General features: G+C 70.7%; 21 protein-coding genes. 8 read left to right on the top strand and 13 right to left on the bottom strand.

Translation table 11 applies throughout. The annotated features are described in order from the left end of the window. Positions 1 to 27: 27 nt before the first annotated feature. From EUA98_RS00905 to EUA98_RS00950, 11 genes are all read right to left on the bottom strand, one after another. The gene (locus tag EUA98_RS00905; protein ID WP_130100789.1) at positions 28 to 453 is read right to left on the bottom strand and encodes a CBS domain-containing protein; all 426 of its coding nucleotides are present in this window, start codon (positions 451 to 453) and stop codon (positions 28 to 30) included. A 174-nt stretch (positions 454 to 627) separates the two neighbouring features. Next, complete coding sequence (locus tag EUA98_RS00910) at positions 628 to 876, bottom strand: WhiB family transcriptional regulator (RefSeq protein ID WP_130100790.1); 249 nt, start codon at positions 874 to 876, stop codon at positions 628 to 630. 138 nt (positions 877 to 1,014) lie between these two features. Then, positions 1,015 to 1,521 (bottom strand): hypothetical protein, encoded by a 507-nt coding sequence (locus tag EUA98_RS00915; protein WP_130100791.1) that lies wholly within the window; start codon positions 1,519 to 1,521, stop codon positions 1,015 to 1,017. 250 nt (positions 1,522 to 1,771) lie between these two features. Next, positions 1,772 to 3,397, bottom strand: a complete 1,626-nt coding sequence (locus tag EUA98_RS00920; RefSeq protein WP_130100792.1) for an ABC transporter permease — start codon at positions 3,395 to 3,397, stop codon at positions 1,772 to 1,774. Continuing rightward, on the bottom strand, positions 3,394 to 4,323 hold the full coding sequence (locus EUA98_RS00925) for an ABC transporter ATP-binding protein (RefSeq protein ID WP_130100793.1): 930 nt from the start codon (positions 4,321 to 4,323) through the stop codon (positions 3,394 to 3,396). The genes EUA98_RS00920 and EUA98_RS00925 overlap by 4 nt, the downstream gene beginning before the upstream one ends. 123 nt (positions 4,324 to 4,446) lie before the next feature. Continuing rightward, positions 4,447 to 5,490, bottom strand: a complete 1,044-nt coding sequence (locus EUA98_RS00930) for a serine hydrolase domain-containing protein (protein ID WP_130100794.1) — start codon at positions 5,488 to 5,490, stop codon at positions 4,447 to 4,449. A gap of 289 nt (positions 5,491 to 5,779) precedes the next feature. Next, positions 5,780 to 6,004: a hypothetical protein gene (locus EUA98_RS00935; RefSeq protein ID WP_130100795.1), complete on the bottom strand. Its 225-nt coding sequence runs from the start codon at positions 6,002 to 6,004 to the stop codon at positions 5,780 to 5,782. 81 nt (positions 6,005 to 6,085) lie between these two features. Beyond that, positions 6,086 to 6,253, bottom strand: a complete 168-nt coding sequence (locus EUA98_RS20135; protein ID WP_350339475.1) for a hypothetical protein — start codon at positions 6,251 to 6,253, stop codon at positions 6,086 to 6,088. Positions 6,254 to 6,316: 63 nt separating this feature from the next. After that, positions 6,317 to 6,934, bottom strand: a complete 618-nt coding sequence (locus EUA98_RS00940; protein ID WP_130100796.1) for a dihydrofolate reductase family protein — start codon at positions 6,932 to 6,934, stop codon at positions 6,317 to 6,319. Between the two features lie 54 nt (positions 6,935 to 6,988). Next, positions 6,989 to 8,803 (bottom strand): putative bifunctional diguanylate cyclase/phosphodiesterase, encoded by a 1,815-nt coding sequence (locus tag EUA98_RS00945; RefSeq protein WP_165372672.1) that lies wholly within the window; start codon positions 8,801 to 8,803, stop codon positions 6,989 to 6,991. Positions 8,804 to 8,921: 118 nt separating this feature from the next. Next, the gene (locus EUA98_RS00950; protein ID WP_130100798.1) at positions 8,922 to 11,339 is read right to left on the bottom strand and encodes a PAS domain S-box protein; all 2,418 of its coding nucleotides are present in this window, start codon (positions 11,337 to 11,339) and stop codon (positions 8,922 to 8,924) included. A 405-nt stretch (positions 11,340 to 11,744) separates the two neighbouring features. Between EUA98_RS00950 and EUA98_RS00955 the strand changes: the two genes are divergently transcribed. Both EUA98_RS00955 and EUA98_RS00960 read left to right on the top strand, forming a co-directional pair. Next, positions 11,745 to 13,601 carry a diguanylate cyclase domain-containing protein gene (locus EUA98_RS00955; RefSeq protein WP_130100799.1) on the top strand — a complete coding sequence of 619 codons (1,857 nt, stop codon included), beginning with the start codon at positions 11,745 to 11,747 and terminating at the stop codon, positions 13,599 to 13,601. Between the two features lie 62 nt (positions 13,602 to 13,663). Then, positions 13,664 to 15,271 (top strand): tetratricopeptide repeat-containing diguanylate cyclase, encoded by a 1,608-nt coding sequence (locus tag EUA98_RS00960; protein WP_165372674.1) that lies wholly within the window; start codon positions 13,664 to 13,666, stop codon positions 15,269 to 15,271. Positions 15,272 to 15,313: 42 nt separating this feature from the next. Here EUA98_RS00960 and EUA98_RS00965 read toward each other — a convergent pair whose 3' ends face one another. After that, on the bottom strand, positions 15,314 to 16,297 hold the full coding sequence (locus tag EUA98_RS00965; RefSeq protein ID WP_130100801.1) for an alcohol dehydrogenase catalytic domain-containing protein: 984 nt from the start codon (positions 16,295 to 16,297) through the stop codon (positions 15,314 to 15,316). Continuing rightward, entirely contained in the window at positions 16,294 to 16,743 is a 450-nt protein-coding gene (locus tag EUA98_RS00970) for a MarR family winged helix-turn-helix transcriptional regulator (protein WP_130100802.1), read from the bottom strand. Before EUA98_RS00970 ends, EUA98_RS00965 begins: the two co-directional genes overlap by 4 nt. Positions 16,744 to 16,882: 139 nt before the next feature. Here EUA98_RS00970 and EUA98_RS00975 point away from each other — a divergent pair, with 139 nt between their 5' ends. From EUA98_RS00975 to EUA98_RS01000, 6 genes are all read left to right on the top strand, one after another. Then, positions 16,883 to 17,884 (top strand): AAA family ATPase, encoded by a 1,002-nt coding sequence (locus tag EUA98_RS00975; RefSeq protein ID WP_130100803.1) that lies wholly within the window; start codon positions 16,883 to 16,885, stop codon positions 17,882 to 17,884. A 62-nt stretch (positions 17,885 to 17,946) separates the two neighbouring features. After that, complete coding sequence (locus EUA98_RS00980) at positions 17,947 to 18,780, top strand: DUF58 domain-containing protein (RefSeq protein ID WP_255424251.1); 834 nt, start codon at positions 17,947 to 17,949, stop codon at positions 18,778 to 18,780. After that, positions 18,767 to 19,261 carry a hypothetical protein gene (locus tag EUA98_RS00985; protein WP_130100805.1) on the top strand — a complete coding sequence of 165 codons (495 nt, stop codon included), beginning with the start codon at positions 18,767 to 18,769 and terminating at the stop codon, positions 19,259 to 19,261. The genes EUA98_RS00980 and EUA98_RS00985 overlap by 14 nt, the downstream gene beginning before the upstream one ends. Continuing rightward, the gene (locus tag EUA98_RS00990) at positions 19,258 to 20,274 is read left to right on the top strand and encodes a vWA domain-containing protein (protein WP_130100806.1); all 1,017 of its coding nucleotides are present in this window, start codon (positions 19,258 to 19,260) and stop codon (positions 20,272 to 20,274) included. The genes EUA98_RS00985 and EUA98_RS00990 overlap by 4 nt, the downstream gene beginning before the upstream one ends. Further along, positions 20,271 to 21,377 carry a VWA domain-containing protein gene (locus EUA98_RS00995; RefSeq protein WP_130100807.1) on the top strand — a complete coding sequence of 369 codons (1,107 nt, stop codon included), beginning with the start codon at positions 20,271 to 20,273 and terminating at the stop codon, positions 21,375 to 21,377. The genes EUA98_RS00990 and EUA98_RS00995 overlap by 4 nt, the downstream gene beginning before the upstream one ends. Next, positions 21,374 to 22,264, top strand: coding sequence for a tetratricopeptide repeat protein (locus EUA98_RS01000; protein ID WP_130100808.1), 891 nt, complete (start codon positions 21,374 to 21,376; stop codon positions 22,262 to 22,264). The genes EUA98_RS00995 and EUA98_RS01000 overlap by 4 nt, the downstream gene beginning before the upstream one ends. The last annotated feature ends 26 nt before the right edge of the window (positions 22,265 to 22,290 follow it).

The following is a 22,290-nucleotide window of genomic DNA, read 5'->3' on the forward strand; positions in this document are numbered from 1 at the left end:
GTCGCGCTCGAGGAAGCGGGAGGCCCTCTACCCGGTGATGTAGGTCGTGAGCTGGTCACGCTCCGCCTGGAGCTCGGTGAGCCGGTGCTTGACCATGTCGCCGATGCTCACGATCCCGGTCAGACGGCCGTCCACGAGAACCGGCACGTGCCGGATGCGGAGGTCGGTCATGGCCGCCATCAGGTCCTCCACGCTGTCCTGGGGCCCGCAGGTGTGCACCTTGGCGGTCATGATCGCGGACACGGGCTCGTCGAGGACGTTCGTGTTCTCGTTGAGGCGCCGGACGACGTCGCGCTCGCTGACGATGCCGTCGACGTGCAGACCGTCCCGTGAGACGACGAGCGCGCCGATCCGGTGCTCGCTCAGGAGGGCGAGCAGCTCGCGCACCGTCTGCTCCGGGGAGATGGTGACGACTGACGCGCCCTTGCGTCGCAGCACCTCGGTGATTCGCATGGTCGAAGGACCTCCACCACTCATGTGCCGCAACCAGGCGTCGTCACGGGCTCCGCAGACGACGGTACGCCACCGGTGTGAGGCGGATCACTTTCGAGGCTGAGGGTGGTCAAGGTGAACGCCGCCGCGGCGCAGGCCCCACCCGCGCTCGGGGGCCGGGCCGGGGCCGTGCGTTCAGTTCCGGTGACGCTGGCGCGCGGCGCGGCGCCGAAGGGAGCGCCGCTCGTCCTCGGTCAAGCCCCCCGACACGCCGGCGTCCTGCCCAGACTCGAGCGACCACGCCAGGCAGGTGTCGATCACCGGACAGCGATGACAGACGGCCTTCGCCTGGTCGACTTGATGCAGGGCCGGGCCTGTGGTTCCGATCGGGAAGAACAGTTCCGGATCCTCATTCAGGCATGCGGCACGGTGGCGCCAGTCCATGACTTCTCCAGGGCATGATTCGAACGTGCCCGGGGTACGGAGCACAGCTCAGGGATGAATGTGGGACAAAAAGGCAACTGGAACAGATTCACAGTCGCTCACCCGTCTCGCGAGGGACAAAGGTCCCGGCAGGGGGACCTACGTGGCTCGGGAATCGTCGGGTCCGGTGAGGAGGGTCACCCCGAGCGCTGCCCACAGCACGCCGACGCCCGCGTAGGCGATGACCCCAAAGGTCCGGAAACCTCCGAAGCTGTCGGAGGTCTCCAGCGGGATCAACAACATCGCAAGGGCGCAGCAGTAGGCGGCGGCCAGCAGTCCGAGGAGCGCGCGGATCGGCCCCTTCCGGGCTGTCAGCGCCGCGACCACGCTGGCCGGAGCTAAGACCAAGAGATCGAACGGCGGCCCCAGCGCCCGATAGGCGAAGTTCATCGCAGCAAAGAGGAACATCGCCACGCATATGGCGCTGAGGGCGCGCAGGGCGGCGCGACGTCCGCCGGCGACCAGCACCCGGAGCGGCCAGAGCCCGGCTCCGACCAGCAGCGGGGGGACCGTCCCCATGAGGAACCCCCAGCGGTGCATGTCCCAGCCCAGGACCTCGCCCTCAAGGTTGTACGAAGTCGGGCCGTGGGCAAGGGTGAAGGGCACAAAAACGACGCTCGCGACGACGCCGCCGACGACGATTGCCGTGGCGGCCGTTGTCGATCGGGTGCGATCCACTGCTGACGTCGACCCTTCTCGCGAAGCTCCTCGACACTATCTGCTCGTCAGCGTGGCAGCTTTGCGTGGCGGCGGTCTGCCCAAGGTCCTGAACTGGCTCGGGATCCTGATCGGCATCGCGGGGCTCGCCTCGGTCATTCCGGTTCTGCCGCCCGAGGCGCGCTTCAGCCCGCGAGCCTCAGGCAGGCAGGGCGAGGTTCCTGCGGCGCATGGCCACGACGCCGGCACTGGCAAGCAACGCGCAGGCCGCGAGCAGGCCAAGCACGGGCGCCAGGCTGATGGCGACGGCGGGAGCGTTGGGCACATGCGTGAACGGCGACAGGTCGAGCAGCCACGTCGACAGGCCCAGTGAGGGACCGAACATCGGCCCCAGGAAGATGGCGGACACCACCAGCGCCCAGGACAGCCCCACCGACCACCGCGGCCACAGCGTCACGAGCGCGAGGACCGCAGCACCGAGGACCGCGATGGCGGGGAGCTGGACCAGCGCAGCCCCGACGAGGTCGCGGAGCAGCGAGGCGGGGTGCCCCAGAGCTGGCCCACCGGTGACGACCATGGCACCCGCGAAGAGCAGGATCAGCAACGTGGCACCGACCAACGCGTTGACGGCGTACGCAGCGAGCCAGCGAACACGGGAGACGGCGGTTCCGAGCACGGGCTCGAGCGTGCCCTGCGCCTCGTCGTGGTGCAGGCGAAGCAGAAGAGTGACGACGTAGGCGGCCACAGCCATACCGGCCATCTGCATCATCGACGCCCAGTAGGCCCCGAGCAGGTCCGCATCACCGCCGAACGTGGCGTACCACTCGGTCGCCTCTCCCTCGGTCCCCGTGATCTGTTCGCTCAGCGCTCCGAAGACCAGGCCGAATCCGACCAGCCCGACTCCCCAGCCGAGCAACGCTCCGCGCTGCAGCCGAAAGACCAGACCAGTCGGGCTCAGCAGGCTCGATCGCGCGTGGGCGGCACCCCGGCGCTCGGGCCACATGCCCCGGCCGACGTCGCGCCTACCGACGAGGACGACGGCCACCCAGGACAACAGCCCGAGGGCGAGCAGGGAGAGACCCGCGGGCCACCACAGGTCGTCCGCGAATGGCCGCATCTGCTGGCCCCAGCCGATCGGTGAGGACCAGGCCGGCCACGCGCTGGTGACCCGCAGTGCGGCGGAGTCAACCGCGCCGAGCATGTTGCCCAGGGCCGCGAGCAGGAACGAGACCCCCAGCGCCGCACCGGCGAGACCGGTCGCCCCGCGCGTCGTCGACGCCAGCTGCGAGGTCACAGCGGCGACCCCCGTGAACGCCACGCCCACCAGTGCGATCGACGTGCCGGCCACCAGCGAACCGGTGAGGGGCTGTCCCGTGGCGAACATGGCGAGCCCGAGCAGCCCGGCCAGTACGACGTTCGCAGCGAGCGCGACGATGACAGCCGCGCCCAGCGAGGCGTAGCGGCCGACGACGCCTGCGCCCAGCATCTCCTCGCGACCGAGCTCCTCGGCCTGACGGGTATGGCGGACGACGGCGAAGACACTCATGAGGGCGGCGAGCGCCGCCAGTGTGAGCGCATCCCGGTGCAGGGTGTAGCCGCCGATGGTCGGACCTGTCACCAGGCCCAGGACCCGCATCCCCGGGTTCTCGATGACGACCTGGGTGTCGGGCATCAGGAGCTCGGGATGCTCTGCGTAGTTGTTCTCGAACATGGCGGTCGTGGCAGCCAGGAAGAAGGTCATGCCGAGGATCCATGCCGGCAGGGTGAACCGGTCGCGCCGCAGTGCGAGGCGGACCAGCCGCGTCGTGCCGGTGAAGCCGCTCATCGCGCCCTCACCACCTCGGCAGCCGCGCCGGCACCGGAGATGTCCTCGTCGTAGTGGCGCAGGAACAGCTCCTCCAGCGTGGGGGGCGAGGTGACCATGGACCGCACCTCGAGGTCGACGAGGTGCTCGAGCACGTGGTTCAGCTCGCCCGGGTCGACGCTGAACTGCGCGTGCGTGTCCTGCACCCGGGCGTCGTGCACCCCGGTCCACCGGGTCACCGACGCCAGCGGCTTGGCCGTGTCGACCACCACCGACGTGCGGGTGAGATGGCGGAGCTCGTCGAAGGTCCCGCTCTCGGCGGCCCGACCGGCGCGGATGATCGTGACGCGGTCGCACAGCGCCTCGACCTCGGACAGGATGTGGCTGGACAGCAGGATGCTCCTCCCGGCGGTACGAAGCTCCTGGACGACGTCCTGGAACACCGCCTCCATCAGGGGGTCCAGCCCGGAGGTCGGCTCGTCCAGCAGGTAGAGCTCCACGTCGGAGGAGAACGCCGCCACGAGGGCGACCTTCTGCCGGTTGCCTTTGGAGTAGGCGCGGATCTTCTTGGTCGGGTCGAGCTGGAAGCGTTCGAGCAGCTCCTCGCGGCGGGACGGGTCGATCCCTCCCCGAAGTTCGCCGAGCAGGTCGATCACCTCACCGCCGGTGAGGTTGGGCCAGAGGTTCACCTCACCGGGGACGTAGGCAAGACGCCGATGCAACGCCACCGCGTCGCGCCACGGGTCACCACCGAGCAGGTCGACGTGACCGTCGTCGGCGCGCAGCAACCCGAGCAGGACGCGGATGGTGGTGGTCTTCCCGGCGCCGTTCGGCCCGAGGAAGCCGTGCACCTCGCATGTCTCGACCTGAAGGTCGAGGTGGTCGAGGGCCCGCGTCCTGGGCCCGAAGTCCTTCACAAGTCCCGAGACCGCGATCGCCGTGCGCACCGAGTCCACTTCCTTCCATGCCTGGGTCCTGGAGGTCCGACGACTCCACCTTCAGAAGACCGCGCCCGCGCGTGGATCGAACAGGGCCGAACGTCACCAGGCGACCGCCACCTGAACGCGCAGCTAGGAGCTGAGCGCGGTGAGCGCGGTGAGCAGGTTGAGGCCGACTCGGTCGACGCTGCGCAGGTCGTTGGCCAGGGCGACCGTGCCGACACCGACGGCCGGCACGAACCCGGCGAACGCGCGGAAGCCCCCGGTGCCGCCGTTGTGCCAGAGCACGACGTCGTCGCCCCGCACCCGCACCCGCAGCCAGCCGAGCCCGATGCCGAGTCGCTTGCCGGGGCGGCGCTCCTGGTGGGTGAGTGCGATCGCCGGTCCGAGGGGCGTGTCCTCCGGGCGAAGCTGGGCCTGCAGGAAGGTGAGCAGATCGGTGGCGGTGGAGCGCAGCGCACCAGCGCCGGGGAGGCCGGCGACCTCCCAGTGGCCGGTGGTCCGGCGGCGCCGGCGGTGGCCGACGGCCTCGTGCTCGGTCTGCTCCCGGTCGGGGAGGAGCACCGTGTCTGCCATCCCGAGCGGTTCGCAGACCCGTGAGCGCACCAGTTCGCCGAAGTCGCGGCTGTCGGCTGCGGCGACCAGCGCGTGGCCCAGCACGCCAGCGCCGAAGTTGGAGTAGGCGATGCGGCCGGTGCCGGGGGTGCGGCGCAGCCTCGTGCGGGCCAGCGCCGTGAGCAGCGCGGCGCGGTCGATCGCCTCCCACGGGTCGCCGTCGCGGGCCTTCCACTGGGTCCGGACCGCGGCGGGGAGCGGCATCGGGTTCCTGGGCAATCCCGCGGTGTGGGTCGCCAGGTGCTCGACGGTGATCGCGGCGCCGTCGCGGGTCGGGACGTCCACCTCCGGCAGCAGGTCGCCGACCGGCGTGTCCAGCGACAGCTCGCCGCGAGTGACGGCCTCGGCGAGCAGCAACGCGGTGAACACCTTGGTGACCGAGCCGATCTCGAACAGGCTGTCCGCGGTGGGCGGCGGGCCGTCAGGTGCGCGGACGCGCCCGATCGGCACGACGGACCGCGCGCCCGCAGACGTCACCGCCCCCACCACCAGCCCGACGTGCTGCTGGCCGTGCCGGGCGGCGATGCGCTCGACGGCCTCATCGAGTGCGCCACGGTCCATCACGCGCTCTCCTCCGTTCGTCGGCTCGCTGGAACAGGTGCTGCGACGTCGATCACGGCGTTCGGGTGCAGGGCCAAGTCCATGACGCGATCTCTCTGTTCGGATGACGAAAAGGGACCAGGGGAGCAGGCAGACGGCGCGATCCCGCCCGCGTCAACCCTCGTGCATCCGGCGTCCGTCTGGCCGTGAATTCGGACATGGAAGGCACGCGAGTGACCCCCTGGCCTGGTGCGTGTGGGGGTCGGTCGACGCCTGACCTCGCCGGATCGGGTGCCGGACGGCGATCACCTCAGGACGTGAAGTCGCATTCGCACAGCACGTTGAACTCCACCACTCGGTCGCCCTCCTCGGGCCTGGCCCACGCCGTCGCTTCGGCTCGCGTTGCGAAGTGGCGACCCACGAGTCGCCCGTTCGCCATCAGGACGCCCACCTCGATGGCCTCACGCGGGTCGTCGACGTCCGCAAGGACTGTCGGGTCCACGACCTTCCCGTCCTGCACGGCCTCGGTGCTCATGGTGCCGCCCTTCCGGTCGACGGGCTCGCGACGATCGCCATACCTACCGTGCGCAGCGCCGTCGGTGGTGTCAACTGTGGGCTAGCTCGGGCTGGCTGCGTTCTCGGCGCGGCGCGTCAGGCGAAGCGGGACGACCAGCCAGTAGCTCAGGAGCAGGACGAGTACCGCCCCGCCCGCGATCAACGCCCCAGCAGGACCCACCACGACGTCGAACACGAACAAGGTGGTGCCCGCGATCAGCAGCGCGATAGGAACCCGGCAACCCCAGGCGTCGACTCGACCGCCCGCCTGATCCGGACGGGGCGACCACGCTCAGCCCGCGTCGGAGCGCCGATACGTGTTGACCAGGACTCCGGATGGCAGGGCGCGGGTGTCGGCCAGGGTGAGTCTGGCGAGCGGGAACCCGTCCGAGAACAACCTCTTGCCGGTACCCAGCACGAGCGGGTAGACGGCGAGCCGGTATTCGTCGACCAGGTCGTGCGCGGCCAGCGTCCTGATCAGCCTGGTGCTTCCCCACACGCGGATCTCCCCGCTCGCCTCCGCTCGCAGCTTCTTCACCGCGGCCGGCACGTCGGGGCCGAGGAGCTGCGAGTTCTGCCAGCCGACTTCGGTCAGCGTCCGCGACGCTACGTACTTGGGGATGCGGTTGTACCTCCTGGCCAGTTCCCCAGCGAGGCCCTTGGCGTTCTCGTCCCATACGCCCCAGGATCTGGCGAAGATCTCGTAGGTCTTGCGGCCGAGCAGCAGCGCCTCGGCCCTGCTCTCCCAGTCCCCGATGATCTTGGCGCCCTCCTCGTCGCCGTACTTGGCGTCGTAGTCGGCTGCCCAGCCGGCGTGCTCGAAGCCACCTTCGCGGTCCTCGTTCGGGCCGCCCCCCGCCTGGACGACTCCATCGAGGGTGATGAACGCTTGCATCACGATCGTCCCCACATTGGTCTCCTCAGTGAGATAGCACCGAGCCGGGTCGCGGCATGGCGTGCATCTTCAGATGATCTGCGCGGCAAACTCACGGGCGGTCAGGGGGCGGGCAAAGAGGAAGCCTTGGGCGTGCTCGCAGCCGATGCCGACGACTTCCTCGCGTTGTTCGGCGGTCTCGACGCCTTCGGCGGTCACTGTCATGCCCAGGACGTGGGTCAGATGCGTGACGGCTGTCACGATCGCGGATGCGGGCGCGTCACGTCCCAGGTTCGCAACGAAGCTCTGGTCGATCTTGACGATGTCGACGGGGAACTGCTGAAGGTAGTTCAACGAGCAGTAGCCGGTCCCGAAGTCATCCAGGGCGAGGCGCACACCGAGTGCTTTCAGCTCACCGAGCACCCGGCGCGCGCGGTCGCCTTCGTCGATGAAGACGGACTCGGTCACCTCAAGCACCAAGGCGGCGGGCTCCATCGCCGTCTCGGCCAGCACCTTGGCGACCATGGCGACGAAGCCCGGTCCCATCAGCTGACGGGGCGAGACGTTCACGGACAGGTCGAGCGGTTGGTCGGTGTACTCGGCCAACCATCGACCCCGTTCCCGGCAGGCGCGTTCCAGCACCCAGGCGCCGATCTCCGTGATGAGTCCGCATTGCTCGGCGACGGCCACCGTCGTCAAAGCTGGAACGGCGCCCCGGCTGGGGCTCGTCCATCGCAGCAACGCCTCGGCTCCGGTCACCACCGCGTCCGCGGCCCGGACGATCGGCTGGTACGCCACATCCAGCTCGCCCTGAGATAGCGCCAGTTGCAGGTCCCGCTCCAGCTGGTTCCGCACGTGAGCCGGGTCGGTGACTCTCAGGTCGATCACCTGGTTGGCTGCGCCCGGCAGGCGCTTGGTCTGGTACATCGACATGGAGGCGTCGAGCACCAATGCGTCGGCCATCGCCTCCGCCGGACCGTCGTAGGCGATGCCCACGCTGGCGGTCAGGGCGAGCTGCCCACCCGGGACGGTGAACGGTGCAGCGAACGCCTCGATGATTCGGCTGACGAGCACGTCGGCATCGGAGGTGTGCGACAGGTCCTCGCAGAGGAAGACGAACTCGTCCGCTGACACGCGGGCCAACGTGTCGCCGGGGCGCAGCAGCGCCGAAAGCCGCTCCGCGACGGACTTGAGCAGCTGGTCGCCGGTACTGTCCCCGTAGGCGTCTTCGACGGCCCGGAAACGGTCGAGATCCACGAAGAGCACGGCCGCCGGTCGGTGCCAGCGTTGGCTGCGCTGACTGGCATGCTCCAGGCGCTCCTGCAGCAGCGTTCGGTTCGCCAGTCCGGTCAGCGCATCGTGCAGTGATTTGTCGCGGAGCCACTCTGCGGCCTGCAGTGCCTCCTCCCGCGCTTGTGCGTTGAGCAGATAGGCCGCGGCCACGTCTGCGAGCGTCTGCGCGGCGACCTCGGACTCCAAATCGAGTGAGCCCGGGACGTCGCGGTACAGATCGAGCGCCCCCAGGCGTCCGTCGTCGTGGCGCAGCGGGAATGTGAACACCGCTGCCAGGTTCGCTGCCCTCGCCGCGGGACCGAACCGTGGATAGCGGTCATCCGCCGCGAGGTCCGGGACGGCGATCGCGGTGCCTCGCTCGAACGCAGTCAGGCACGGACCCTCGCCGAGCTCGGTCTGCAACCGTTCGAAAGCCAACGCGTCGCCGCTGGATGCCGCGACGTATCGCGGACCCAACCCGGTGGCGATCAGCGTGACCCCCGCCCCCGACACCGGCAGAACGTCCACGATCCGCTCCACCAGGTGTTCCAGGATGGCCTGGATCGGGAACGACGTCAGCATGGTCCGGGCGAAGTCGCTGAGCACCGATGACAGACCCTCCTGGTGGACCATGTCTCCTCCCGGCAGCCGTGCCCCGCTGCGCCCTGGCCTGGACACTTTCATGGTAAGCAGCGGCCCGTTCCATGACCAGGGTCTCGTTGGCGTCCGTCGCACGAGCCAGCCGGACCGGCTATGTCCCGATGACTCGGTCACCGCCTCCGCGTTTGGCCTGGTACATGACCTTGTCGGCGCGAGCGATCGTTTCGTCCACGTTCTCCCCGGGAACCGCGAGCGTCACGCCGATACTCATCGTTGCGGTGACCGTCGCTGCGTCGGTGTGGATGGGTTGGGCGACCGCTCGGCGGATCTTCTCGGCGATCGTCGCCGCGTCCGCGAGATCGTGAACGCCGTCGAGCAGAACGAGCAGCTCGTCCCCGCCGATGCGAGCGGCGAGGTCCCCGCTGCGCAGGCACGAGGTGACGCGGTCGGCGACGGTGTGCAGGACGGTATCGCCGCAGGCGTGGCCGTACTCGTCGTTGATGTTCTTGAATCCGTCGATATCGCAGAACAGGACCGCGGCCTCAATGCCCGTGCGACGGGGATGGCTGATCACGGTCGCGACCCGCTCAAGCACCTCGTGGCGGTTCAGTAGCCCGGTGAGCTGGTCGAACCGCGCCCGGGTCTCGAGCTCAGCCTCGGCGGCGACCTCGGCGTCGATGATGCGCAGGGACGCCACGATGCCGTTCTGGGCGCCGTCCTGGTCGAAGAACCGCCGCGTGTGCACCTGGACCCAGTGGTGGCTGAGGTCGACGGCTTGGATGCGCGCGCGGAAGAGGTTGTCATCGCCGGTGTAGAGACCCGCCTCGCAGCTGGTGCGGTCATCCTCGTGGACGAAGTCGGCGATCTGGCGGCTCAGCCAGTCCTCCTGCGACCAACCGAGGGTCGACGTGAGCGACGGCGTGACCCATTTCACGACTCCGTCGCGCAGGTGCACCACGACGTCGGAGAGGTTCTCCGCCAGGAGGCGATGCATCTCCTCGGAAACCGCAAGTGCCTCGACCATGGCATGCCGGTCGGTGACATCTCGCCAGGTAGAGGACACACCGTTGTCGGTCCGCACCGCCTGGAAGTCGTATCTGCGCTGCGCGCCGCCCATGAGCTCCTGTTCGTAGGCGAAGTCCTCGACCCGCAGCGGTTCACCCGTTTCCATGACCCGCCGGAACATCTCCAGGATGCCGGAGTGGAGGTGGCCCGGCTGCACGTCCAGAAGTCGCGCCCCGACCAGCTCCTCCCGGGACATCCCGAGGTAGTCGCAGGCGGCCGGGTTGACCTCCACGAAGACGAAGTCGGCGATCTGACGGGCCTCGTCGCGGACGACCTCGAGCAGCACGTGCGGGTCGAACTCCGTGTCCAGCGTGGCCTGCAACCGGAGCCGGGCGGCCATCAGCTCGTCGATGTCCTGCACGCCTCCCACCACGCCGAGGAGGGTTCCCGCCGCGTCGAAGACGGGTCGGGCACGGCCAATGACCCACCTATAGGTTCCGGAGTTCGTCCGCATCCGCATCACGTCGCCCCGCTGGAACACGTCCTTGCCGTGGAACACCCCGGTGCGCTGGGCCTCGGTGCGCTCTCGGTCTTCTGGGTGCACGAGGTCGGACAACACGGTGCCGACGAGCTCCTCGGGCGCCCATCCGAGGACGCCCTTGATTGCGGGGGAGATCCAGGTCGCGTGGTGGTCGGGCCCCACCTCGAGCAAGGCCTCGGATGCCCCCTCCACCAGCGAGCGGTAGTGGCGCTCGGAGTCGGCCAGTGCCTTCTCGACCCGCACACGGTCGGTGACATCCACGATCTGCGCGATGAAGTACTGCACGGTCATGTCGTCGTTGCGCACGCATGACACCGACAGATCGCCCCAGAGCACGGAGCCGTCGGGCTTGAGGTAGCGCTTGCGCAGGTGGAAGGACGGAATTCGCCCAGCGGCGACGTCGGCGAAAAGACCCTCGCCGACGGCGACGTCGTCCGGATGGGTCAGTTCCTGCCACGTCGAGCTCAGCATGCGTTCGGTGTCGCGACCCAGCATCTGACACATCGCGGGATTGACGAGCAGGAATCGCCCGTCGGCGGACTCCAGGCACATCCCGATGGTCGCGTTCTCGGTCAGGAGGCGGAACCGTTCTTCGGAGCGAAGTCGGGCGTTCTCCGACTCGATCTGCGCGGTGAGGTCCCTCATCGACCCGACCGCGCCGACGGTTCCGAGCTCATTGGTGAACGGCTGCATCGACGACTCGACCCACAGGTATCGGCCATCCCTGGTCCTTAGCCGGAACACTCCCCGTCCGGGACGTCCGGCGTACACCTGGTCCCTCAGCGCTGACGCCGCCTCGCGATCGTCCGGGTGCCACAGGTGCGCGGTGGTCCGGCCCACGAGTTCGTGCGGCGCCCACCCGAGCATCCCGGTCACGGCCGGTGATACCCATTGCACGACGCCGGCGACCGTGTGGATCATGACGTCCATCGAGTTCTCGACGAGGACCCGGTAGAGGTCTGCATCCACGTCACCGCGCAACGTTGCGGACTGCTCCTGGTCCGGCCGGTCCGTCGCCGCCATCACACAGCCGATCCGTGAACGACACGAACCGCCTGCGCGGCGGAACTGCGATCCAGCGCCAGCATCACGGCGACCGACTCGCTGGTCCAGATGCGGTCTCGTCCCATGGTCTGCACCCCCAAGGGGACACTCACTGAGGCGGCGTACTTCGGCCAGGATACGACGACGCCCGGGGTTTGGACCGGGCGATCTGGCGGCACGAGAGGGAGCCTCCCGCCGACCCGTTCATGAACCCACCTGACGGGTCGATAGAGATGGTGTGGACGTTTCCGGGGTGGCAGAGGGCGGTCGCGGCGCTCAGTCGCCCGCGGCACGGGCGTGAGACCGACCGCGCTGTGGGGCGGGGAGCCAGGATCGGCCGCGAGGCGTTCCTCGTTCCGGCGCGCGGTTGCGCTTCCGGTCGGGATGGCCCTGCTGACGGTCGCCTTGCTGGGAGGTGTCGCCGGCGTCGCGGTGCATGAGGCACGAGCGACTGCTCTGCGTGACGCGCAGCAGCGCCTGCGGTCGAACCGCGATGCGGCGGTCCGTGCGCTCGAGCACCAGAGCGACGAGCTCAAGCGCGCGGTGGCCGTCGGGGCGTCCGACCTGCGACTCATCGACAGCCTCGAGGCTTCTACCCCTGGGGTCGTGGGCGGGGTGCCGGATCAGCTGGCGATGCTGGCCCGCAGCACCGACGCACCGACCGCCTTCGTCAGCGACGCCCAGGGGCGTCTGCTGTTGATCTATCCCGCCCAACCCGAGCTGATCGGGCAGGACTTTGCCTTCCGGGACTGGTACCACGGCATGTCCGGCACCGCGGCGCCGTACGTGTCGACCGCCTACCGCACGGCCGCATCGGGCAATCCCCTGGTCGTCGCGGTGGCCGCACCGGTGCTCGACGGCTTCCGTGTGCGCGGGTCGGTCGCCATCCTGTGGCAGCTGGACTCCGTGCGCGCCGTCAGCGACGGTGCCCGCGTCGATGACGGCGTGACCCTGATCGTCACCGACCAGGGCGGCCAGCCGCTCGCGGGCACGGTCATCGTCGACGTGGACGGCCAAGCTCTCCCGGTCGAGATCTCGGCGACGACGGAGCGTGCCCTGGCCGGCGATACCGTCAGCGTGATCGTCGACGGGCGGCTCGAAGAGGCGGCGCCCGTCCCGGGGCTCGGATGGACCGTCACGGCCACTCTGCCCACATCCGCTGCGCTTGCGCCGGCGCGCGCCGCGACTCGCCGCTTGGGCGGCGCCTTGGGCGTCACGCTCTTTCTCGTGCTGGTCGTCGCGTTCCTCACCTCGCGATCCGCTCGTCGCCGCGCCGGCGAGCATGCCGCGGTGCGTGGCGCGGAGGACCGCTTCCGCCGCCTCTTTGATCAGGCCCTCACGGGCCAGCTCCTGGTGGACCGCGACGGACGCGTCATCCGGGTGAACTCGACCTTGATCGAGGTGCTGGGCCGAGAGCCGGACCAACTCGTCGGACTGCCCCTCGCGGCGGTCTTCGCTGACGACGTCGACCGGCGTCGCATCGTCGACCTGATCGAGGCCGGTGACGGCGAGCTCAAGGCCGAGATGAACCTGAGCGACGCCGACGGCCGGCCGTTGCGGGGTCTGGTCGCGCTGTCGTGGATGCGTGAGCTCGACGGCGAGCGGGTGCTCCTGGCCCAGATTGAAGACGTCACGGCCCGTCGTGATGCCGAGCGGCGGCTGACCGAGCTCAGCCTGCACGACGAGTTGACCGGCTTGCCCAACCGTCGGCTGCTGCTGGAGCGCTGCGACCTTGCCTTCGCGGTCGCCAGGACGGGCCGGACCCCGAACACGAGCGTTGCGGCGCTCTTCATCGACCTCGATGGTTTCAAGCCCGTGAACGACCAGGCCGGCCACGATGCCGGCGATCGGCTCCTGGTCGCCATCGCGGGTGAGCTGCTGGTCGCGCTGCGAACGACCGACACCGTTGCGCGGGTCGGTGGCGACGAGTTCGTGGTCCTGATCGACCAGGCACAGGATCTGCGTTGCCTGGACAAGATCGCGGACCGCGTCGCGGCCGCCGTTCGACGCGACGTCCCCGCCGGTGGCCTCCGGTTGGTCGTCTCGGCGAGTGTCGGCATCGCGCGGATCGACCTCGTTCGCGAACCCGACGCCCTGCCCGATGAGCTGCTGCGCCGCGCCGACGTGGCCATGTACCGCGCCAAGGAGCGCGGCGGCGATCGCTACGAGTTCTTTGAACCTCCGCTGACAGGTGCGGGTAAGTCCGACGGACGTTCGAGCCAGTCCGGCCCCGGGCGATGACCGGGACCGGATTGCCGGCCTTCGCGACCGGGTCGCCGCGCACGGTGGAGACGCGCCCTGTGTTGCCTGAGCTCCCCGACTGGGATCTCCTCATCGCTGAGCTCGAGCAGCTTCTCGACTCGGATGCGCGTGCATGTGCCGATCGGGCGACCCGAGCGCTGGCACAGTCGCCCACCGACCCGGACGTCGAGATGCGGTTGTCCTATGTCGCCGCGCTCGCCCATCACCTGCTCGCGGAGGACACCGCCGCGATGACGGCGGCAGCGCGGGCGGAGCAGATCGCCCGCGCCCGCGGTGAGCACGTGTGGCGAGCCCGCGCTCTCGTGTGCCGCGCGCACGTCCACTACGACCTCGGTGATCTTGAGGACGCGGTCGACCTGCTCGGTGAAGCCCTTGCGTTGTGCCGGGAGGCCGACGACGCCGCCGGCACGGCCTCGGTGCTCAACAGCCTGGGTGCGGCATACACGGACATGGTGCACTTCGCCCCGCAGGCCGCGCAGGTTCTCACGGAGGCCCGTCGCCTCTGGCTTGCGACGGGTGAGCCCGACCTGGCATCGATGGCCCTGACGAACCTCGCGAAGATGTACGTGGTGACGAGCGGCCGGCTGGCGGAGGCGAACCCCCGCGGTGCCCTGGCCGCCGGGCGGCATGCGCTGGATATCGCCAGGCAGGCCGTGGCGGAAGCGGATGCAGTGGGCCTCGGTCGCACCTGCATCGACGCTCGGCTCGTCGTGATCGGTGCCCTCATGGTCGGCAGCGACCGCGACGCCACCAGCCGGGCGCTGGAGTTGACCCGGTCGATGCTGGACCGCTTCCCGACGGTGCGCCAAGAGCTCGCCTACCGAGTCGTGCGCGGCCGGTGGCTCGTGGACACCGGTCAGTACGACGCCGCCGTCCTCGAGCTGTGCGGCGGTCTTGACATCTGCGACGAGCTGACCCGGCCGGCCGAGCGCATCGAGCTGCTGAAGTCTCTCGTCGAGGCGCACGAGGGCCGTCGCGAGACGTCCGCGGCACTCAGCACGCTGCACGAGGTCTACGACCTCACCATCCAACAGGAGCGGGCAGTCGCTGAGCGGCGGGCGGTCCTGCTCAGCTCACGGATGGACGTCGAACGAGCGCAGCGCACCGCTCAGGCCGCGATCTTGCGGGCCACAGCGCTCGAGCAGAGCATCTCGCGCCTCGAGCACGAGTCCTCCCACGACGCCCTCACGGGTCTCGCGAACCGCCGGTCGCTCGACACGGCCCTCACGTCGTGGGCCACGGGTCATCCCCGCGGCTTCGGGTGCGCGCTCATCGACATCGACCACTTCAAGCGGGTCAACGACCGATGGTCACACCAGGCGGGGGACCGCGTCCTGACCCGGCTTGCCGTCGTGCTGGGTGATGCGGTGCGAGCGAGCGACTTTGCTGCGCGCTACGGAGGTGAGGAGTTTGCGGTCCTGCTCGACGGGGTCGACGCCAGGACGGGGGCAGAGGCGTGCGAGCGCATCCGGGCCGCCGTCGCGTCCCGCGAGTGGGACGACCTCATCCCCGGTGGCCTGATCACGATCAGCATCGGTCTGACGCTGCACCGCGAAGGAGACGCCGTCGATGCCCTGCTCGCCCGCGCGGATGCGGCTCTGTACGAGGCGAAGCACGCCGGCCGAAACCGCGTGAAGCTCGCCCCCTGAGCTGGTCGGCTCTCGACCGGCGACGGGGGAGTGGGTGGGCGGTTACAGGAGCACGACGCCCTTGCCGCCCACCACGCCGGCCTCCATGTCGCGGTGCGCCGCGGCGATGTCCTCGAGGCGGTAGACCCGCCCGACCGGGACGCGGGCGCGGCCGCGGGCGACGTCGTCGAGGAAGGACTGCAGCACCGGGGCGGGAAGGTCGGCCGCACCACCGGAGTACGCGGTCAGGCGCACCCCGTTCGGGAGCCAGTCCATCGGGTAGAACTCCGGGATCGTCCACTGGTCCGACAGCATCCCGGTGAAGCAGACGGTCCCGCCGCTGCGTACCGCGGCCAGGGTGTCGCGCAGCACGTTCACCCCGACGAGCTCGACTGCGCCGTCGACTCCGTCCGGGACGAGGTCGCGGACCTGGGCGGCGACGTCACCGTCGTCGATCAGGACGTGGTCGACGCCGGCCTGCTCGAGCAGGGCGCGCCGCTGCGGCGATCGGGTGGTCGACAGGACGGTGAGCCCGCGGAGCCTGCCGAGCGTGGCCAGCGCGAGGCCCACCGACGACGTGCCGCCACGTACGAGCAGCGTCTGCCCGGCGGTCGGGCGCACGCCGACCTCCAGCGAGCCGTGCGCGGTCTGCAGCATCTCGGGGACCGCCCCGAGCACGTCCCACGGCAGATCGCTGGTGAACGCGATGACCTGCGCCGCCGGGACGACGACGTACTCGGCGTACCCGCCGTCGAACGTGCGGCCCATCCCACCCATCAGCGTCACGACCTGGGTCCCCGGGGCGAGCTCGCCACCCGGGGCGTCGGCGACCACGCCCGTCGCCTCGATGCCCGGGATGCGCGGGAACGATCCGGAGGTCGCCTGGCCGCGCCGGAAGTGCAGCTCGGAGCGGTTCAGCCCGAACGCGTGCACGCGGATCAGCACCTGGCCGGGCGCGGCGCGGGGCACCGGAACGTCCCGCACCTGCAGGACCTCGGGTCCGCCCGGGCGGGCCACCACGACGGCGCGCATCGTGGGGGCGGTCATCGCGGCACCTCCGGGCTGGTCGCGCCCAGCCTGGACATCAGGCGCTGCAGCACCACCGTCGTCGCTGCCGCGGACCTCTCCCCGGCGAGGTGGTCGGTGAGCGCCGAGTCGAGCAACGCGACCCCCGTGTCATGGGCGGCGTCGCCGGCCGGGGTCAGCGCGATCAGGGACGAGCGACGGTCCTGCGGGTGGGCGCTGCGGACCGCGAGCCCGTCCCGCTCCAACCGGTCGACCAGCTTGCTGGCCGCGCCCACGGTGATCCCGAGGTCCGTGCGGATCTCCTGCACCCGGCACCCGCCGGTGCGCCGGCGCACCACCCGCAGAGCGGAGAGCGTCGCCAACGAGACCGCACCGGCGGTCTGCAGCCGGTCGTCGAGGTGGTTCCACAGCTGCGTCTCGTAGCGCACCAGCACGTCGAAGAAGTCCATGTCCGTCGTCAACTCCATCACCAGGAAGTGTATTCCCGGTGATGGATAGTCGGGGTGAGCTGCGCCACGGCCCGAACGCTCAGCAGGTGTCGTCGGTCTGGACGGTCGAGCCGCTGACGTGGGCTGACATACTCACACCCTCGATCGAAGGGCTTCGATGACCACGGCCACGCAGGACACGATCACCGACGCCCAGCATGAGCGAGCGCGGCACGAGCTGGACCGGATCGACGCGATCTTCGCCCAGCGCGTCGTCGGGCAGGAGGCCCTGCGCACCGCGCTCGTGAGCGCGCTGCTGTGCGGCGGGCACATCCTCATCGAGTCGGTGCCGGGACTCGCGAAGACCACGGCCGCACAGACGCTGGCCGCGGCGGTGTCGGGCTCGTTCCACCGCATCCAGTGCACACCCGACCTCATGCCTAACGACATCGTAGGGACGCAGATCTTCAACTACGGCACGGGCACCTTCACGACGCAGCTCGGGCCGGTGCACGCGAACGTCGTGCTGCTCGACGAGATCAACCGGTCGAGCGCCAAGACGCAGTCGGCGATGCTCGAGGCGATGCAGGAGCGTCAGACGACCATCGGCGGGACGGTCTACCCGCTCCCGTCGCCGTTCATGGTGCTCGCGACCCAGAACCCGATCGAGGAGGAGGGAACGTACGTCCTCCCCGAGGCGCAGATGGACCGGTTCCTGATCAAGGAGGTTGTCGGGTACCCGACGCCCGAGCAGGAGATCGAGATCCTCGGCCGCATCCAGTCGGGCCGCCAGACGGCCCCGATCACGGGCACGCCCGTGTCGCTCGACGAGGTCGCGGCACTCCAGCGGCTCGTCGACACGGTCTACGTGTCGGAGCCGATCAAGCGGTACGTCGTCGACCTGATCGCGACGACCCGGCTCAGCGGTCCGCAACCGGTCGCGGGCCTCGGCCAGCACATCCGGGTCGGAGCGAGCCCACGCGGCAGCATCGCGCTCATGCGGGTCGCGCAGGCGCGCGCGCTGCAGGACGGACGCGGCTACGTCACACCCGACGATGTCAAGGACTGCCGGTACGCGGTGCTGCGGCACCGGATCGTGCGCACGTTCGACGCGCTCGCGCAGAACATCAGCACGGAGTCGCTCGTCGACGCCGTCTTCGCCGCAGTCCCGACCCCATAGCCACCGCGCCCGGGCGCCGGCCCGACGTCTCGCGGCTCGCGCAGATCCGCGCCCGGCTCGAACTGCCGTTCAACCAGCGCGCGGTCGGCCTGCTCGACGGTCGGCACCTGTCGATCTACCGGGGCCAGGGCCAGGACTTCGACGACCTGTCGCTGTACTCGCCGGGCGACGACGTGGGCGACATCGACTGGAAGTCGAGCGCACGCTCCGGCATCCCGGTGATCAAGCGGTACGTCCGGCAGAACAACCTCGACGTGATCCTCGCGGTCGACACCGGGATCGCGATGTCGGCGACCGCGGCGAGCGGCGAGCCCAAGGCCGAGGTCGCGGGCTTCGCGGCAGCGGTCCTCGCGTTCGTCGCGCACGACCGCGGCGACCGCGTCGGCCTGGTGGCAGTCGACGCGGAGCGCACCGTGCTCCTGCCCGCGCGCGGTGGCAGCGCGCACCTCGAGCTCGTCCTGCGCCGCCTCGAGGCGGCCTACGACGGCGCGGCGCCCGCGGGCGACCTCGACCGGCTCGTCGAGCGCGTGCTCACGCTCTTCCCCCGGCGTGCGCTCGTGGTGCTCGTCACCGATGAGGAGCGGCCCGGTCCCGAGCACGCGCACATGCTGCGGCTCTTGCGCACGCGGCACGAGGTGCTCGTCCTCGCGGTGGCGAACGTCGATCCGACCGGCGCGCGCGCGCACGACGTCGAGGACGGCCGCACCTGGCCCGCGTTCCTGCGTGGACGCGCCGGCCTCGACCGTGCCGTGACCGATGCGCGCGCCGAGCGCCGGGCACGTGCCGCGCAGGTGCTGCGGGACGCGCGGGTCCTCGGCGTCGTCATGGCCGGGACCGACGACGCGCTCACCCAGCTCATCGCGATGCTCGGACAGCGGCGCCATGCCCTCCGATGAGCTGTACCCACCCGTCGCGTACTCGTGGTGGGTGCCCGCGCTCGGTGTGCTGCTCGTGCTGCTCGTCGTCGCGTGGTTCATCGTGGTGCTCTGGCGCACCCGCCGGGTGGCGCCGACCGACGGGGTCGTCGACGCCCCGCGGCACGCCAACGGGCCCTCCCGTGCGCGCATCGACCCGTACCGCGCCCTGCGCGACGCGCATCTCGCCCGCCTCGACGACGTCGCGCGCCGCCGCAACGCGGGCGAGATCTCGAGCCGCGAGGCGCACCTCGAGCTCAGCGCGATCGCACGGTCGTTCGGCACCGCCCGCACGGGGATCGACATGACCGTGCTGACCGTGCGCGAGGTGCGAGCGCTCGGCGGTGCGATCCGGATGAGCGCGCTGCTCGAACGGCTCTCCCCGGGCGCGTTCGCGCCGCGCTCGAAGCGCACGGTGAGCACGTCGATCGGGCGGGCCCGGGCGGTGATCGACACGTGGTGAGGCTCGTGTGGCCGGCCGCACTCGGTCTGCTCGTGATCGTCGGCGTCGCCTGGCTCCTCGCCCGCCGCCGGGCCCCGCGCCCCGGAGCGCTCCCGATCTCGGGATCGGCCTGGGTCGCGCGGGTGCCGCAGGTGCGTCGGTGGCTGCGCCGCTACCGCGCGCTGCGGGTCGCCACGGCCGTCACGCTGGTCGCGGCCGCCGTGAGCGCCGCGGTGCTCGCCTCGCGGCCGGTCGAGCGTGAGGTCCGCGTCGAACGGCTCGGGAGCCGCGACATCGTCCTGTGCCTCGACGTGTCCGGCTCGATGACCCCGTTCGACTCCGCGATCGTGGAGACCTTCGCCCGGCTCGTCGACAGCTTCGCGGGCGAGCGCATCGCGTTGTCGGTGTTCAACTCGACGTCCCGCACGGTCTTCCCCCTGACCGACGACTACACCCTCGCGCTCGAGGAGCTCGACGAGGCGTCCGGGGCGCTCGCGTTCGACTACGAGTCGTTCGACTACGAGGACGCCGATCAGGTGGCCGAGTTCGAGCGGCTGCTGACGTTCCTCGCGGGGACCGAGGGCGTCCCCGACCAGTCGTCGCTGATCGGCGACGGTCTCGCGGCGTGCGCGCTGCAGTTCGACGAGCAGGCCACGGACCGGTCGCGCTCGATCATCCTCGCGACCGACAACTACGTGTCCGGCGAGCCGCTGTACACGCTTGCGCAGGCCGTCGAGCTCGTCGACGGTCGCGACGTCTCGCTCGTCGGGCTGTTCGGCGGCGAGGTCGACCTGCGGGGCGGACCGCAGGAGTCCGAGTACCGCGAGGAGGTCCTCGCCGTGGACGGCTTGTACTTCACCGCGGACGACCCCGCCGCGATCGAGGGGATCGTCGCCGACGTCCAGTCCCAGCAGGCCGTCGACCTCGACGCCGCACCCGAGGTCGTCGACACGGACCGTCCGAAGCCCTGGTTCGGCATCCTCGCCGTCGCGGTCGTCGCGCTCGTGCTGCTGCAGTGGCGGTTGCGCTCATGACGCTGCGGATGACCTGGCCGCTCTGGGCGCTCGTGGTGGTGCTCGGGCCCGTGCTCGTGCTGGCGGTCGTGCAGGCGGTCCGCGCCGGGGGCTCGGACGTGGCGGGCGCGTCCGACGGCGCGACCCGGCCGGCCTGGGTTCGCCGCGCCGCGATCGTCGTCGTCGTCGGCGTCATCGGGCTGTGCCCCGCGACGACGACGAGCCAGAAGGACGCGGCGGGCGTCGACGTCGAGATGTTCTTCGTCGTCGACCGGACCGGGTCGATGGCGGCCGCGGACTGGGGCACCGGAACCGACTCAGACGCGGGCACGGATACCGGCGCGGAGACGGACACCGGCGGTGCCGGTTCGGACGCGGGCGCCGATGAGCTCGCGTCGGGCGGCACGCGGCTCGACGGCGCGCGCCACGACGTCGTCGGCCTCGTCGCCGACATCCCCGGCGCGCGCTACTCGGTGCTGACGTTCGACAGCCAGGCGAGCCGCCAGCTGCCGCTCACGAGCGACGCGCGAGCGGTCGGGACCTGGGCGCAGACCGTGCGGCAGGAGATCACGGCGTACTCGCAGGGCTCGCTGACCGACCGGCCGCTCGAGGCTCTCAGATCGGCCCTCGCGGGTGCCGCCGAACGCCACCCGTCGCACGTGCGGCTCGTGTTCTTCCTGTCCGACGGCGAGCAGACGGCCGACGGCGAGCCCGCGTCGTACGCGGACCTGGCCCCGCTCGTCGACGGCGGCGCGGTCCTCGGGTACGGCACCGAGGCGGGCGCACGCATGCGGTCCTACGACGGCGCGTTCGTCCTCGACCCGGACGCGCCGTACATCCAGGACGGTTCGAGTGACGCCGTCTCCCGCCTCGATGAGGCCTCGCTGCGAGCGACCGCCGACCAGCTCGGGGTGGCGTACGTGCACCGCACCGGCCCGGACGAGACGGCCTCGATCGTCGCGGACGTCGATCCCGACCAGCTCGCGGCGGATGGCCGTCGCGATGTGACGACCTACTCGGACCTGACGTGGCCGTTCGCCGCGCTGGGTGTGCTGCTGCTCGCCGGCGAGGCGTGGGGCACCGCGACCCGCCGGGGCCCGCGCACCCGGAGGTCAGCGCCGTGAGCCGACGCACGTCAGCGCGCACGCCCGACGCGCTCCGGCGCCGCCGACGCCGGCGCCTGCTGCTGATGACCAGCCCGCTGTGGGGCGCTGCGCTGGTGCTCGGCCTGCGCCTCATCACGGCGCCGGCGACCATCTCGGCGGCTCGCGCCGAGTACGACGACGGTCAGTTCCAGCTCGCGGCGCCGCACTACGCACGCCTCCAGGGCTTCCCGCCCGTCGAGCGCTGGAAGGCGTACTTCGACGCCGGGACCGCGTACCACCGTTCGGAGCAGAGCTGGTCGGCGCTCGACGACCTCGGCAGGGCGCTCGAGCTCGCGCCCGACGACGCGCTGTGCATGGTCCAGACGAACCTGGCGCTCGCGAACGAGGCGGCGGGGGACAGCGTCGTCGAGGGTGCCGAGCGCAGGCTCGCCGAGGCAGCCGAGGTGCGCGTCGCCCTGGCCGCACGCGACGCCGGCGAGCCCTACGACGAGGAGGTCCTCGACCCCTACGGGGACGGCACCGAGCAGGACCCCGACGAGATCGAGGACGGGGCGCGCAGCGACTTCGAGTTCGCGGGGCTCCTGTACTCCGACGCCACGGACCTGCGCGCACTGCCGGGCTGCGAGAGCCAGTCGTCGGCGGCCGCGGCTGCGAGCGACGAGGCGCGGGGCCGGCTCGACGAGAAGGAGCAGGAGGCGACCGCCGCCGCCGACCCGGAGGACCAGCTCGGAACCGAGCCCGCACCGACCGGGTCGCCCGCGGAGCTGGCGGCGGCGCGCCAGGCCGATCTCGCCGAGCGCAACGCCGAGGCGGCGAACGGGCGCGAGCAGACTCTCCAGGAGGGTGCGGACGAGGACGGCGAGGGCGATGGCGACCGCGGCGGCGGATCGAGCCAGAACTGGTGACCTGCGGACATCGCTCCGTACCGACT

The sequence above is a fragment of the Pengzhenrongella frigida genome (assembly GCF_004168625.1).
GTDB classification, from domain to species: domain Bacteria; phylum Actinomycetota; class Actinomycetes; order Actinomycetales; family Cellulomonadaceae; genus Pengzhenrongella; species Pengzhenrongella frigida.

Coding starts and splice junctions, on each gene's coding strand:
- EUA98_RS00930 (WP_130100794.1), bottom strand. CDS start 5,490: ATGGACCGTGGCGCACTCGATGAGGCCGTCGAGCGCATCGCCGCCCGG.
- EUA98_RS00985 (WP_130100805.1), top strand. CDS start 18,767: ATGCCCTCCGATGAGCTGTACCCACCCGTCGCGTACTCGTGGTGGGTG.
- EUA98_RS00970 (WP_130100802.1), bottom strand. CDS start 16,743: ATGGAGTTGACGACGGACATGGACTTCTTCGACGTGCTGGTGCGCTAC.
- EUA98_RS00905 (WP_130100789.1), bottom strand. CDS start 453: ATGCGAATCACCGAGGTGCTGCGACGCAAGGGCGCGTCAGTCGTCACC.
- EUA98_RS00945 (WP_165372672.1), bottom strand. CDS start 8,803: ATGGTCCACCAGGAGGGTCTGTCATCGGTGCTCAGCGACTTCGCCCGG.
- EUA98_RS00975 (WP_130100803.1), top strand. CDS start 16,883: ATGACCACGGCCACGCAGGACACGATCACCGACGCCCAGCATGAGCGA.
- EUA98_RS00935 (WP_130100795.1), bottom strand. CDS start 6,004: ATGAGCACCGAGGCCGTGCAGGACGGGAAGGTCGTGGACCCGACAGTC.
- EUA98_RS00955 (WP_130100799.1), top strand. CDS start 11,745: ATGGCCCTGCTGACGGTCGCCTTGCTGGGAGGTGTCGCCGGCGTCGCG.
- EUA98_RS00995 (WP_130100807.1), top strand. CDS start 20,271: ATGACGCTGCGGATGACCTGGCCGCTCTGGGCGCTCGTGGTGGTGCTC.
- EUA98_RS00950 (WP_130100798.1), bottom strand. CDS start 11,339: ATGGCGGCGACGGACCGGCCGGACCAGGAGCAGTCCGCAACGTTGCGC.
- EUA98_RS00965 (WP_130100801.1), bottom strand. CDS start 16,297: ATGACCGCCCCCACGATGCGCGCCGTCGTGGTGGCCCGCCCGGGCGGA.
- EUA98_RS00920 (WP_130100792.1), bottom strand. CDS start 3,397: ATGAGCGGCTTCACCGGCACGACGCGGCTGGTCCGCCTCGCACTGCGG.
- EUA98_RS00910 (WP_130100790.1), bottom strand. CDS start 876: ATGGACTGGCGCCACCGTGCCGCATGCCTGAATGAGGATCCGGAACTG.